The sequence below is a fragment of the Streptomyces sp. NPDC088732 genome, from assembly GCF_044751205.1.
Taxonomy (GTDB): Bacteria; Actinomycetota; Actinomycetes; order Streptomycetales; family Streptomycetaceae; genus Actinacidiphila.
In genome coordinates, this window is sequence record NZ_JBIVLI010000024.1 from 143,871 (window position 1) to 157,182 (window position 13,312).

Consider the following 13,312-nt stretch of genomic DNA (forward strand, 5'->3'; position numbering starts at 1 on the left):
CGTGCCGGGGTCCACGAGCCGGTTCGGCCGCCCCTTGCTGGAGCGGGCGATCACCGTCGCCGCACGGCGCGCGGCCGCCCCCGGGAACCTGCGCTTCACCGAGCGGCAGCTGTACTACGAGACCTGCCGCGTCCTGCGCCCGGCACCCGGGCCCGTGCGACGCATCCCGCACAGCCCGGCACCGCCGCTGCGGCTGCCCCGGTTCACCCAGGCCCTGCGCGGTACGGAGCCGGCCGGACTGCTGCCCGCGCCGACCGCCGGCAGGTCGACCGGCGGACCGGGACGCGAGCCCGACCTGTACGCCTACGGACTGCCCCGGCTGCTGGTCTGCCAGGACCGCTCCATCGCCGCGATGCTGCTGGCCAACCATGTGCACCTGGAGGCAGGTTGCCCCGTCCTGACCGCCGAGGACGACCTGCCGCTCGACTCCCTGCTGGTGGAGGCGCTGGAGCGCGCCGAGGGCGCCACCGTGCACGTCCTGCACGACGCGAGCCCCGCCGGGATCGCGCTGCCCGCCCGGGTGCGTGAGGGGCTGGGTGCGGTGCCCGTACGGGTCGCCTCGCTCGGGCTGGTGCCCCGGCACGCCCAGGCGCTGCACCTGGTGTCCGGGCGCAGGCCCGGCCCGGTGCCGCCGCTCGGACCGCTGCCGCCGGGACTGCGGCCCGGGGAGGCGGAGTGGCTCGCCGCGGGCCGGTTCGCCGAAGTCGCCGCGGTCCCGCCCGCCCGGCTCCTGCGCGCCGTGCTCCGGCTCACCCGCGGCCCCCGTCCGCCCCGTCACTCCGTCTGGGGCGACCTGCGCGAGCTGCGCACCGCCGGATTCCTGACCTGGCCCGACGCATGAACCGACCCCGACCCCGACCCCGCACCCGCCCCGAGGACGACCGCATGCCCGGACACCGCAGACCGAAGGACCGCAGCGCATGATCCGCCCACGCGAAATCGGCTACACGGACGATCTGCTGGCCGACCGAAGCGTCCACCGCACCTACGAGGACGGCCGGCACGAATGGCGTCGCCGCGGCGCGGGCGGCGTGGTGCACTGGCACGACGAGCACGGGAACCAGGGGACCGACGAGCTGCTGGGCCACAAGATCGTCAAGCGTGTCCTCCCCGGCGGCACGGTGACCTACGGACGGGACATCGGCTTCGGCCGCACCTTGTGGGGAACCGGCGACACCCTCACCATCAACCGGACCTCCTTCGGCGGCCGGACGGGGGCGATCCTCGTGGGCCTCGGTGTCACCGGACTCGCCGTCACGGCCTCCCAGCTCCCGCCGCTGCACCTCTCACTGGAGGAGGAAGAGGAGTTGCGCCGCCAGGCGCAGAGCTCGTCCTCCAGCGGCGGGGGCGACGGCGGAGGGGACGGCGGCGACTGGGGCGACGGGAACTGCGGTGACGACGGCGGCGGCTGGAGCGACGACGACTTCGGCTGAGCCCGCGGCCGATCCCGCCCCTTCGGCCCGCACGGGTACGCGGCAACAGGAAAGGACCCACTGATGGCGCGCTTCAGCGTCTGTCTCGCGTCGGGAGCCGAACACGCCAACGGCCCGGCCGGCCGGCCCGGCGCGGCCGACGCGCACCTGGCGGCGATGGGCACCCCGGCGATCGCGCCGGGGCTGGCCCTGGTACGGGACGAACCCGGCCATGCCGAGGGGCCGTTCGAGGCGTACGGCATGCGGGCCGCCGGCGAGGTCACCCTGCACAACCGCGCCGAACTCTTCGCCGCCCTCGCCGCCGACGGCGCGCCCGCCCCGCCCGGCACCGGTGACGGCGAGCTGCTGCTGCGCTGCTGGGCCCGGCTCGGCGAACGGGGCGTCGCCCTGGCCGAGGGCATGTTCGCGCTCGCCGTCCTCGACGGCGCGGAGCTCGTGCTGATCCGCGACCACGTCGGCGCCCGCACCCTGTTCTACGCCCGCGCCGCGGGCGCCTGGGCGGCCTCCACGTCCCTGCGGTCCCTGCGCCGCTGGCCCGCACTCGGCACCCGGATGAACCTGTCCGCCGTACGCTCCTTCCTCACCTTCGCCTATCTCCCCGGCGACGAAACGCTGCTGGAGGGCGTGCACGAGGTCCTTCCCGGCCGGGTGCTGCGGCTGAGCGCCGACGGGACGATGACCGAGACCGTCCACTGGGAGCCCGAGGAGCGGCTCGACGAGCCCCCGGGAGAGCGGCACGCCGACGACCACGTACTCACCCTGCGCACCCTCCTCGAAGACGCCACCGCACGGCGGCTGCCTGAGGACGAGGCCGTCGGCGTGCTGCTCTCCGGCGGGATCGACAGCTCGCTCGTCACCGCGCTCGCCGCCAAGCTGCACGGCCGGCCCGTCCACACCTACTCCATCAGCTTCGGCGACGCACTCCCCAACGAACTCGGCTACTCGGGCCTGGTCGCCGTCCACTGCCAGACCCGGCACCGGGTCCTGACGGTCTCCGGCACGGCCGTCGCCGCGCGGCTCGCCGACACGGCCGCCCTGCTCGACAGCCCGGTCGGCGACCCCCTGACGGTGCCGAACCTGATGCTCGCCGAGGCCGTCGCGGGGGACGGGCTGCGGACCGTGCTCAACGGGGAGGGCGGGGACCCGGTGTTCGGCGGGCCGAAGAACCTCCCGATGCTCGTCCAGGAGATGCACGCCGGGGCCCCGGGCGCACACGAGTCGCCGTGGTACGAGGACCGGGCGACGGCCTATCTGCGCTCGTACCGCAAATGCTGGACCGACCTCCCCGACCTGCTGACCGCGGACGCCCTGTCCGCCCTGGGGTCCGCACCGGCCCCGCAACGCTTCGTCGCGCCCTATCTGACGGGCCCGGACCGGATGACCCACCTGCTCAACCAGCTGCTCCACTGCAACCTGCGCACCAAGGGCGCCCACCACATCCTCACCAAGGTCGAGCGGCTGACCGCCTCGCAGGGGATCCAGGGCCGTGCCCCGCTCTTCGACCGCCGGGTGGTGGACCACGCCTTCGCCACCCCGCCCGCGCTCAAACTCCGCGGCACGGCGGAGAAGTGGGTGCTGAAGGAAGCCGTACGGGACCTGCTGCCCGCCACCGTCGTCGACCGGCCCAAGAGCGGGATGCGGGTGCCGGTGCAGCAGTGGCTCAGCGGGCCGCTGCGCGAGCTGGGCGGTGACCTGCTGCTCGGCCGCGCCGCCCGGCAGCGCGGCCTGTTCCGGCCCGACACCGTGCGGACCTGGATGCGCGGCGAGGGCACGCTGCTGCCGCGGCAGGGCGGCAAGTTGTGGCTGGTCCTCACCCTGGAGCTGTGGCTGCGGGCGTACGGGCTGTGAACGGATCAACGATGGAGGCACGCGCACGGTGAACACCACTCTCGTCGACCCCCGTACCGGCCGGACCCGGGGTACCTTCCCGCTGGCCCGCGAACGCGAGGTGGGGGCCGCGGTCGACACCGCCCGCGCCGCCCTGCCCGGCTGGCGCGGCCTCACCCCCAGGGAACGCTCCCGCCGGCTGGAACGGCTGGCCGCGCTGGTGGAGGCGGACGCGGACTCCTACGTCGTCCGCGAGGCCGCCGGCACCGGCAAACCGGACTCCGAGACCGCCGGGGAGGTGGAACAGGTCGCGGACCTCTTCCGGTTCTACGCCTCCGCCGTCCGCGCCCGGTCCGCGCCGGCCGCCGGACGGCTCGTCGACGGCCACGAGAGCTGGGTGCGCTGGGAACCGCTGGGCGTCGTGGGCGTCGTCGTGCCCTGGAACTACCCGCTGATGATGGCCGCCTGGCGGTGCGCGCCCGCCCTGGCCGCCGGCAACACCGTGGTCGCCAAACCCGCCGAGACCACCCCCGACACCCTGGAACTCCTCGCCGAGCACGCCGCCGAGGCACTGGGCCCCGGCGTCCTCACCGCCGTCCCGGGTGACCGGCGGACCGGGCGGCTGCTGGTCGGGGCCGATGTCGACATGGTCGCCTTCACCGGCAGCGCGGCGGCCGGGGCCGATGTGGCATCGCGCGCCGCGGGACGCCGCGTCAGCCTGGAACTCGGCGGCAACGCCCCGGCGCTCGTCCTGCCCGACGCGCCCGCCGACACCTGGGCCGAGCTCGTACGTGCCTGCACCTACAACGCCGGGCAGAGCTGCGCCGCCCCCGCCCGTGTCATCACCCTGCGCGAGAACTACGAGGAGGCCGTGGGCCAACTGGCCGCCGCGGCACGGGACTGCCTGGCGGGACGGGACTTCGGGCCGCTCAACAACCCCGATCAGCTGGCCCGTTACGACGGCATCGTCAAGGCGTCCGCCGCCGGGCGGACATGCGTGGCCGGCATCGCGCCGCGGCCCGGCGAGGAGAGCGGCTTCTGGCGTCCCGCCCGGATCCTCGCCGACCTCCCCGACGACGATCCGGCGGTGGTGGAGGAGGTCTTCGGCCCGCTGCTCACCGTGCAGCGGGCCGAGGACCTGGACGCTGCCATGGCCCTCGCGCACGGAGTGCCCCAGGCACTGGCGGCCAGTGTGTGGACCCGCGACCTGGCGACGGGCCTCGACCTCGCCGGCCGGCTGAACGCGGGCGAGGTCTGGCTCAACTGCCATCTCGTGCAGACCGCCGAGCTCCCGCACGGCGGCCGCGGCGCCTCGGGCCACGGCACGGACCTGAGCACCCTCGCCCTGCACGAGTACCAGCGCCCCAAGACGGTCACCGCGCGGCTGTCCGGCGGGAACTGACGGCGGCACCGCGGCGCCGGAGCCCCGCGGCGCGCCCTCGGAGCGTCAGGCCGGCATCGTGACCGGCTTGCCGGTGAACGCGTCGAGGACCAGCCGGTCGCCGAGCGGGCGGTCCAGATGCACGGTGACCGAGGCGTGCAGGAGTTGCATCGTGCACGGACCGTCCTCGGCACCGCGGATGCCGCCCGCGAGCACCACGCTGTCGCCGGTCTCCAGGACCTCGACGGTCGGACCGTCGTCGCAGGCGCCGTGGCTCGCCCGCACGGTGACGGTCCGGCCGTCGCCGGACACCTTCCGGACCTCGTCCAGCGGCTGCACGTCATGGACCGTCCTCGGTGACAGGGACGGGACCGGGGGGCGCGGGGGCTTCGGGGAGCCGACCGCCATCAGCCGGACCGGGGTGTCGTAGCCGTCGAGGGTGAGCAGCCAGGCGGGCACCCTGGCCGGGCCCCGGCTGGTGTTCACCGTCATCTCGCCGAGGGCGGCCTTTGTCACGGTCAACGGGTCCGCGCCGTCGCCCCGGTCGCCGTGGTCCAGCGTCTCGTACGCCTGCCGCGCCGTCATGACCGTGGCGGGAAGGGAGTCGCCGTTCGTCCAGCGGATCCGTCCGTGCCGGGCGGCGGCGCCGGGCAGCGCGCCGGCGCGCACGCGGAAGTTGCCGTTGGAGTAAGCCAGTTTGTCCGCCCCGTTGTGGAAGGCGTCCTCCGGCAGCCGCTCGGTGTCGTCCAGGAGGTAGAAACCGGTGCGCCACACACGGGCCGCCTCCGAGCCCTTCCATGCCTCGGCCACGTGACGCATGCGCGGGGTGGACCTGTCCGCTCCGACGATGTCGGCCGCCGGTTCCGTCCCGCAGCCCACCGACCCCACGGTGAGCAGGCACACCGCACCCAGCCATATGAACCGTCTCATGACGCCCCCAGAGAATGTGCGGGTATTCCCGCGATGTCCCTGGGACGCACCTACCGTCCGTCGGGTTCCGCCCGTTTCGCTCAGCCGCTGGTTCCCTCGGTGATCGCGAACGGGTCCATCGGTGCGCCGTCGCCCACCTCCGGCAGGTCGCCGCGTTCGACGGGCCCCGGCCCTGGACCGCCGGTGGGCGGCAGGACGTCGGCGAGTTCGCCGGGGTCCGCCTGATGGGCGTTCTCCGCCGCCCGTCGCAGGGTGCCGCGGGTGACGAGGGTCCGGTCCGCGGACAGCCGTACCACCCGTCCGCCGTCCTGGAAGACGTACTCGTGGCCGGTCCTCGTCGCGCGGTACCAGCGCATGCCGTCCCGCTCGCACGAACCCCGCTCGGCCGCGCGCCGGTTGTCCGGGTCGGAGCAGGCGACGGGGCCGCCGCCCTCGCGTTCGTCGACCCGCATCTCGATCCTCCTGCCGCCGGGCGAGAACCAGGAGGCGCCGAAACCGTGGTCGCCGACCACCCCCACGGACTGGGTGGCGAGGGTGTAGCCCGGTACGTCGGTCACGTACACCATCTCCCGTTCGACGCCCAGCGCACGGGCCCTGGCATCGAGTGCGGACGGGCTCGCGGACTCCGCCCCGCAGGCGGTCAGTGCCACCGCCGCCGGAAGGAGGAGCAGCGGAAGGGTCTTTCGCAGGTACGGCATACGTCCATGATCCCGTCTGCGCGACCCGTCACCGAATCGCTCCGGCGGGGTAGCGTGCTGAGGCAGGGAGGGGGTCCGGCGCATGGTGCTCTGGAACGGCGTCAACTTCACCGCGGACGGGCGTGAGCCGACCACGGCCGAGGAGTTCCACCAGATCGGCCGCTACTGCTGGGACAGCGGGCAGTACCGCGCCGCCGCTGCCTTCTTCCTGGAACCCGCGGCCGCCCAAGGCCACGCGGACGCCGGTGAGTTGCTGGGGCATGTCCGCTACGTGCAGGGCGAGTGGGCCGAGGCCGTGCCCTGGCTGCGGCGCAGCCCCGCGTCACCCAGGGCGGCGTACTACCTGGGGACGCTGGCCTACCGCGGGTGCCCCGAGGCCGGCATCGCCCAGTCCTTCGACGCGGCCGCCGAGTGGTACCGGCGCGCGGTCGCCCTCGGCGAACCCGAGGCGATGCTCGCACTCGGCGAGATGTACCTGGAGCGGCTGGTGCGCCTCGACCGCGCCCCGGTGGACCACGCGCTGGAGTGCTTCCTGCCGGCCGCGCAGGCAGGCCACCCGTACGCGCAGTACCGCGTGGCCGACCTGTACCGCACCGCGTACGCGGATCCCGGCCGCGCCGCCCACTTCTACGAACGGTGCCTGGCCAACCCCGCGCGGGAGGGGCACGCGCTCAACTCGCTGATGACCCTTCAGAGCGAGGCGTTCCTGCGTGACATCCGGTTCACCGAACGGACGCGGCGGCTGGAGGAGCGGCGCGACGCGGTCAACCCCCGGCCGCCCCGAGACCCTTCGTACTGACACGGCCGGCCCGCAGGGGTCCGGTGACACCGGGCCCCTGCGGTGCGGGGTGTCAGACCAGGTCGGGGCGCTGCCACTCCTCGCCCAGCACGTGGTGCGCCAGGAAGCCCAGCACGGTGGCGTACCAGAGCCGGATGTTGTTGGGCTTGGTGATCCAGTGCCCCTCGTCGGGGAAGTACAGGAACTTCGCCGGGACGTCGAACCGCGAGAGGTCGTTCCACAGGGCGAGGCCCTCGCCGATCGGCACCCGGTAGTCCTTGTCGCCGTGGATCACCAGCATCGGCGTGGTGATGTGCGCGGCCCGCAGGTGCGGGGACTCCCGCTCGTACCGCTCCGTGGTCTCCAGCGGGTCGCCCTGGCGGCGCATCCAGTACGCCGGGAAGTCGGTGACCTGCGCGAAGCTGTACATGTTCCACAGGCTCGCGTGGGTGACGATCGCCTTGAAGCGGTCGGTCTGCGTGGCGATCCAGTTGGCCATGTACCCGCCGTAGGAGCCGCCCATCATCGCGGTGCGCTCCGCGTCCAGGTCGTCCCGCTGCAACGCGGCGTCGGTGAGCGCCAGCACGTCGGTGTACGAGGCACCGCCCCAGTGCGCCCAGCCGCGCTCGTGCATGTGCTGCCCGTAGCCGGTGGACAGCGCCGGGTCGGGCAGCAGCACCGCGTAGCCGGCGGCCGCCGCCACCCAGGGGCTCCAGCGCCAGTGCCAGGCGTTCCAGCTGGTCTGCGGGCCGCCGTGCACCCACAGCAGCAGCGGCGCCGGGGTGCCGGGGCGGGCCTCGTGCGGCAGCACCAGCCAGGCGCGCAGCGCCGTCCCGTCCTCTGCGGTGGTGTGCACCTCGGTGAGGGTGCCGGGCAGTGCCGCCACCTGCCCGGGGGACGGCAGCGTCACCGGCTGCTGCCCGGGCGTCGCGGCGTCGAGGCGTACGGGCACGGGCGGGCTGTCCACGGCCGAGCGCAGCGCGTAGAGGGTGCCGCCGTCCGGGCTCGCCACCACGTCGGTGTAGGCGCCGGACGCGGTCAGCGCGACCAGGTCGCCGCTGCCGGTGGAGAGCCGGAAGACGGGTGCGTGCCCGGCCTCGTCGGCGGTGAACCACACCACCGGGGAACCGTCCTCGCCGGGCACGGGGGAGACGACCGGGGCACCGGGCCACTGCTCGAAATCGGGCAGCAGATCGCGGCCCGGGTCCTGGTCGTCGGTCGCGTCGGTGAGCCACAGCGTGGCGTCACCGGGGCTGTCCCAGGTGATCCGGCGCTCGCGGACGCAGACCAGACGGCGGCTGTCCGGCGTGAAGGCCGGGGCGCTGAACTCCGCGTCGGGGGACTCCAGCACCCGCAGCTGCTTGCCGGTGGCGGCGTCCACGACCACGACGACGTCGCGGACCTCGTCGGGGAGCGTGCCGACGGCCGCGGTGTAGGCGACGAGCGAGCCGTCGGGGGAGACCACGACGTCCCCGGAGCCGGTGACCCGGCGGGCGCCGCAGTCGACCGCGACGGGGTGCGCGGTTCCGGCGTCCGGGACGGTGAACACGTGCGGGACGGCGGGGCCCAGGTCGTGGTCCCAGTACCGGACCGGCACCGACTCGTGCAGGATCGCCGAGACCTTGGCCTTCCGGCGGGCCTCGCGCAGGCGCTCGTCCTGCTCGGCATCCGCCGCGCCGGGGAGCAGCCCGGCCGCCAGGGCGATCCGGGACGCCGCGGTGGCGGTCGCGTACCCGTCGATCCCGCCGGGCCTGGTGAGCAGCTGTGATGCCTCCCCGCCGCCGGCCGGCAGGCTCCACAGCGCCGCCTCCTGCGTGTCGTCCGCGCCCTCGCCGGGGTCGGCGGCCGGACGGGAGGAGAGGAAGAGCAGGGTGCCGTCGGGCAGGAACGCGGGGGCGGACTCGCCGCGTCCGGACCGGGTGAGCCGCCGGGCCGGACGTTCGCCCGCCGGGTCGACCTCCCAGAGCGCGTTGATGAACCGGGTGCGGTCGGTGGACAGTTCCTGAACCGCCGTCACCAGACGGGTTCCGTCCGGTGACAGGGCCAGCGAGGAGACCCGGGGCAGCGCGATGAACGCCGCCAGGTCGTGGAAGGGAGTGGAATCAGGCATGGGGATCATCCTCCGTCCCGCGGCGGACCCGCACCAGCCCTTTGTCATGCGCGGAGCGAAGCTTGGCTGATCACAGGCGTACGGCGGCCGGGGTCCGGTGCGCCGGTGGGGGGACGGTCAGTCCCGGCGGCCCTCGGTCACGGCCTTGAGGTCGTCCAGCGACTCCCGCATCAGCTGCGGCATCCCGTGCTCCTCGGAGGCCGCGATCCAGCGCTCGAAGCCGACCTTGAAGACCGCGATCCCCGCCTCGGCGGCCAGGCTCGCGGTCGAGGGCGCGACACCGCGCCGGTGCAGGGCCTCGGCCAGGGCGGCCGCCAGCGAGGCGAGCTTGATCAGCTCGCGCTCCTGGAGCTCGGGGTTCGCGACGATGACGGCCTGCCGCAGCCGGGAGTGCTCCCGGCGGCCGTCGAACATCTCGGAGACCGCGTCGAGGCCGGCCGCCACCGCGTCGATGGGCGCCGCCGGCTCCGGGGCGTCGACGACCGCGTTCACGAACAGTTCCTGCAGCATGCCGGAGCCGTCGAACAGCACCTCGCGCTTGTCGGCGTAGTGCCGGAAGAAGGTCCGCTCCGTGAGCCCGGCCCGCTTGGCGATCTCCGCCACGGTGGTCTGCTCGTAGCCGCGCTCGCTGTAGAGCTCCAGCGCCGCTCTCGCCAGGCGCCCGCGTCCGTCCGGCTCCCATCTGCCCATGCCGGGATTCTACGTGATGACAGTGCCTGACATCAGATGCTAGCGTTGATGACAGAAACTGACATCAACAGTCTGGGGTTCTCCCATGCGCATCTTCGTGACCGGCGCGTCCGGCTGGATCGGTTCCGCGGTCGTTCCCGAACTCATCGGCGCGGGGCACCAGGTCGTCGGGCTCGCCCGCTCCGACTCCTCCGCCGCCGCCCTCACCGCCGCCGGGGCGGAGGTCGTCCGCGGCACCATCGACGACCTCGACGTCCTGCGCGCGGCGGCCGCCGCGTCGGACGGGGTGATCCACCTCGCCTTCAAGCACGACATCGCCTTCAGCGGCGGCTTCCAGGACGCCGGCGAGGCCGATCGCCGCGCCGTCGACACCTTCGGCGACACGCTGGCCGGCACCGACCGCCCGTTCGTCCTCGCCTCCGGCGTGGTCGGCCTCAAGCCCGGGCAGCCGGCGACCGAGCGGGACATGCCCGTGACCGACGGTTCAGCGGTGTCGATCCGGGGGACCACCGCCCGGGCCGCTCTCGCCCTCGCCTCGCGCGGGGTGCGCTCGTCCGTGGTGCGGCTGTCCCCGACCTGCCACGGCGACGGCGACAACGGCTTCATGGCGACCCTGGTCGCCATCGCCCGCGCCAAGGGCGTCTCCGGCTACCTCGGCGACGGTGTCGGCCGGTGGCCGGCCGTCCACCGCCTGGACGCCGCCCGGCTGTTCCGCCTGGCGGTCGAGAAGGCCCCCGCCGGCTCGGTACTGCACGGTGTCGCGGAGGAGGGCGTCGCGATCCGTGACGTCGCCGAGGTGATCGGCCGTCACCTCGACGTCCCGGTGGCCTCCGTGGCCCCGGAGGACGCTGCCGAGCACTTCGCGTGGCTGAGCGGGTTCCTCGGCCACGACATCGTGGTCTCCAGCGCCCTGACCCGTGAACTGGTGGGCTGGCAGCCGGTCCACCCCGGTCTCCTCGAAGACCTCGACAAGGGGCACTACTTCAGTGCCCCCGTCGCCACCGCCTGATCGCCTGGCAGCCGGGCCGAGGACCCCGGAGTCGCCGCTCCGGGGTCCTGCCCCGCCCCCACGCCGTTCTCAGGCGGTCGCCGTGGCGGGCTCGGCCGCCTGGTCCGCCTTCGCCGCCGCCGTGCCGTCGCTCCCGGCCGTGGGCACGGGGGTGTAGAACACCGAGCCCTGCTGCCGGGTGCGTTCGGCGACGCCCTTCGCCACGAGCGCCTCCAGCGTGTTCCTGACCACCTGGGTCTTGGCCGCGCGATCGGGGTGCCGGTCGGCCAGGACATTGACGATCTCGCTGACCATGCGGGGCTCCTGGCTCGCGGACAGGATCTCCTCGAGGAGGCTGACCAAAGTCGGCCCGGATTCCGGCTTGCGCGTTCCGGCCGCGTTCTTCCTGCGCTGACGCGTGGCGGTCCGGACGGGTGCCTTCTTGCGGCCTCCGCGGGGGCCGGGGACCGCGGGCGCGGCGACCGGTTCCACCGCGGCGACGGGCTCGCCCGTGGCGGCGGTCGCTGTCGCTTCGGCCGCCTTCGCCGTGGCCGGCGCCTTCGGTGCCTTCGAGGTCCTCGCCGATTTCGCGGCCTTCGCCGGCTTCGGTGTCACGGCGTCCGCGGGTGACGCGGGTGCCTCCTCCACCGGCGCGGCCACCTCCTGCCGCCGGGATGCCGCGCCGCCCCCGGTGGGCTCGGTGCCCCGCAACTGCGTCAGCAGCTCGTGCTCACGGCCCAGTTTGGTCAGGTGCTCCTGCAACTCGCTGATCTGAGCGCGAACGCTCTCCTGTTCGCGGGCGTTGCTGTCCAGGTCGGCCGCGATGCGCGCGGCGCGCGCCGCCGCCCGGTCCTGGATCGTGGTGATGCCCGGCTCATTGGATTCTTTGGACATGTCAGCCCGCTCTCCTCATTCCGGTGTTGTTGCCGGATGGTACCCATTCGTTTGCCGAAATGGCGGGTGTTGTACCGCAGCGACCCCGAACGTGTGCGGATGGGGCCCTTGGTGTGCCCGCCGTCGGCACATTGCGTGTGCCTGCCGCACACGACGGTTTCTACGGTGGCGCCACCCCGCCGGTTCATCGCGGTGCACGGGATTCCCGGGATTGCGGGCCGAGTTGTGCGAGGCACCCGTGGGCGTACGCGGGCCCGGTGAACCATCCGTTCGCGGCCGGCCAGGCGCGTCCTCCGGTTGACGTCGGGCCGACGGGCCGGCGCGACCCCGCCTCCGGCAGCGACAACGGGAGCGCGCACCCCGCACCGTCGCGGACGCCGCTCCTGGGGCGCGCGGGGAGCAATGACACCCACGGTGTCGGGGCGGCCGGCGGCGGTGGCAACGGAGGTGCCCTATGTCATAGACACCCCCTCGGTGTCACAACATCGGAGGCTCCCTGGTCGAGGAAGTGCAAGGCCGACTGCCCGGGCCCCACGCCGGACGGTCGTCGGCCTCCCGGCTCCCGCAGGGGGCCGGCCGGACCCACTGCCTGGAGGAGAAGTCCATGACCAGCCCCGTCGTAGCGATCGCCTACCACTCCGGCTACGGCCACACCACCGTCCTGGCCGAGGCCGTACGCGACGGTGTGGTCGAGGCGGGAGGCGTCGCCCACCTGATCAAGGTCGACGAGATCACCGACGAGCAGTGGGCACTGCTCGACGCCTCCGACGCCATCGTCTTCGGCTCACCGACCTACATGGGCACGGCCTCCGGCGCCTTCCACCAGTTCGCCGAGGCCACGTCCAAGCGCTGGTTCGTCCACTCCTGGAAGGACAAGCTCGCCGCCGGATTCAGCAACTCCGGCGCGAAGAGCGGTGACAAGCTCCACACGCTCCAGTACTTCACCGTCCTCGCCGCCCAGCACGGCATGACCTGGGTCAACCTCGGCCTGCACCCGGGCTGGAACAGCTCCACCGCCTCCGAGGACGACCTGAACCGGCTCGGCTTCTACCTCGGTGCGGGCGCCCAGACCCACACCGACCACGGCCCCGATGAGGTCCACAAGGCGGACATCGCCACCGCCGGGCACCTCGGCCGCCGCGTCACCCAGCAGACGCGCATCCACGTCGCCGGACGCGCGGCGGTCGGCGCCTGAGCGAACGGCGGCCCACGCCCGCTCCGCGGACACCCGGCCGGTGCGCCCTCGGGCGCACCGGCTGCCGGCATGCGCGACCGCCGAACTCCGGCCGGCGGCGCCGATGTCCTGATGTGAGGCCGATGTGGCACGAAAGGCCGTCCGCCCCCGTCCGCTCCCGGATCTAGGGTCCGTCTTCAAAGATCATCGGGTGGTGGATCATGGTGGGGTGATACGTCGCCATGAACTCACCGACCGGGAGTGGGAGTTGCTCGCTCCGTTGATACCGCGGGCCGCCACGGGACGACCTCGCGTGGCGGACCGGCAGGTCGTCAACGGCATGGTCTACAAGATCCGTACCGGAGTCTCCTGGCGTGACCTGCCCGAACGCTACGGGCCATGGCAGACG

General features: G+C 73.8%; 13 protein-coding genes. 8 read left to right on the plus strand and 5 right to left on the minus strand.

What is annotated here, in order from left to right; genetic code table 11:
* The first annotated feature begins 1 nt into the window (after position 1).
* From ACIP9H_RS33280 to ACIP9H_RS33295, 4 genes are all read left to right on the plus strand, one after another.
* A complete protein-coding gene (locus ACIP9H_RS33280; RefSeq protein WP_401583416.1) occupies positions 2-841 on the plus strand; it encodes a hypothetical protein in 840 nt (279 codons plus the stop codon).
* Between the two features lie 79 nt (positions 842-920).
* A complete protein-coding gene (locus tag ACIP9H_RS33285; protein WP_401962549.1) occupies positions 921-1,433 on the plus strand; it encodes a hypothetical protein in 513 nt (170 codons plus the stop codon).
* 63 nt (positions 1,434-1,496) lie between these two features.
* Positions 1,497-3,281 carry an asparagine synthetase B family protein gene (locus ACIP9H_RS33290; RefSeq protein WP_401583414.1) on the plus strand — a complete coding sequence of 595 codons (1,785 nt, stop codon included), beginning with the start codon at positions 1,497-1,499 and terminating at the stop codon, positions 3,279-3,281.
* A gap of 28 nt (positions 3,282-3,309) precedes the next feature.
* Positions 3,310-4,662, plus strand: a complete 1,353-nt coding sequence (locus ACIP9H_RS33295; protein ID WP_401583412.1) for an aldehyde dehydrogenase family protein — start codon at positions 3,310-3,312, stop codon at positions 4,660-4,662.
* A gap of 45 nt (positions 4,663-4,707) precedes the next feature.
* Here ACIP9H_RS33295 and ACIP9H_RS33300 read toward each other — a convergent pair whose 3' ends face one another.
* On the minus strand, positions 4,708-5,571 hold the full coding sequence (locus ACIP9H_RS33300; RefSeq protein ID WP_401583410.1) for a hypothetical protein: 864 nt from the start codon (positions 5,569-5,571) through the stop codon (positions 4,708-4,710).
* A gap of 80 nt (positions 5,572-5,651) precedes the next feature.
* A complete protein-coding gene (locus tag ACIP9H_RS33305) occupies positions 5,652-6,269 on the minus strand; it encodes a hypothetical protein (protein WP_401583409.1) in 618 nt (205 codons plus the stop codon).
* Positions 6,270-6,351: 82 nt separating this feature from the next.
* Between ACIP9H_RS33305 and ACIP9H_RS33310 the strand changes: the two genes are divergently transcribed.
* Positions 6,352-7,068, plus strand: coding sequence for a tetratricopeptide repeat protein (locus ACIP9H_RS33310; protein WP_401583408.1), 717 nt, complete (start codon positions 6,352-6,354; stop codon positions 7,066-7,068).
* Between the two features lie 52 nt (positions 7,069-7,120).
* On the opposite strand, the gene ACIP9H_RS33315 is transcribed toward ACIP9H_RS33310, so the two are convergent.
* Together ACIP9H_RS33315 and ACIP9H_RS33320 are read right to left on the minus strand one after the other, a co-directional pair.
* Complete coding sequence (locus tag ACIP9H_RS33315) at positions 7,121-9,157, minus strand: alpha/beta fold hydrolase (RefSeq protein ID WP_401583407.1); 2,037 nt, start codon at positions 9,155-9,157, stop codon at positions 7,121-7,123.
* Positions 9,158-9,274: 117 nt separating this feature from the next.
* Positions 9,275-9,847 (minus strand): TetR/AcrR family transcriptional regulator, encoded by a 573-nt coding sequence (locus ACIP9H_RS33320; RefSeq protein ID WP_401583406.1) that lies wholly within the window; start codon positions 9,845-9,847, stop codon positions 9,275-9,277.
* A gap of 85 nt (positions 9,848-9,932) precedes the next feature.
* Here ACIP9H_RS33320 and ACIP9H_RS33325 point away from each other — a divergent pair, with 85 nt between their 5' ends.
* On the plus strand, positions 9,933-10,856 hold the full coding sequence (locus tag ACIP9H_RS33325) for an SDR family oxidoreductase (protein WP_401583404.1): 924 nt from the start codon (positions 9,933-9,935) through the stop codon (positions 10,854-10,856).
* Positions 10,857-10,925: 69 nt separating this feature from the next.
* Here ACIP9H_RS33325 and ACIP9H_RS33330 read toward each other — a convergent pair whose 3' ends face one another.
* Positions 10,926-11,729, minus strand: coding sequence for a hypothetical protein (locus ACIP9H_RS33330; RefSeq protein WP_401583403.1), 804 nt, complete (start codon positions 11,727-11,729; stop codon positions 10,926-10,928).
* Between the two features lie 604 nt (positions 11,730-12,333).
* Here ACIP9H_RS33330 and ACIP9H_RS33335 point away from each other — a divergent pair.
* Both ACIP9H_RS33335 and ACIP9H_RS33340 read left to right on the plus strand, forming a co-directional pair.
* Positions 12,334-12,924 carry a flavodoxin family protein gene (locus ACIP9H_RS33335; protein WP_401583402.1) on the plus strand — a complete coding sequence of 197 codons (591 nt, stop codon included), beginning with the start codon at positions 12,334-12,336 and terminating at the stop codon, positions 12,922-12,924.
* A 208-nt stretch (positions 12,925-13,132) separates the two neighbouring features.
* Positions 13,133-13,312, plus strand: a 180-nt coding sequence (locus ACIP9H_RS33340) for a transposase (protein ID WP_401583802.1), incomplete at its 3' end; no start/stop codon positions are given.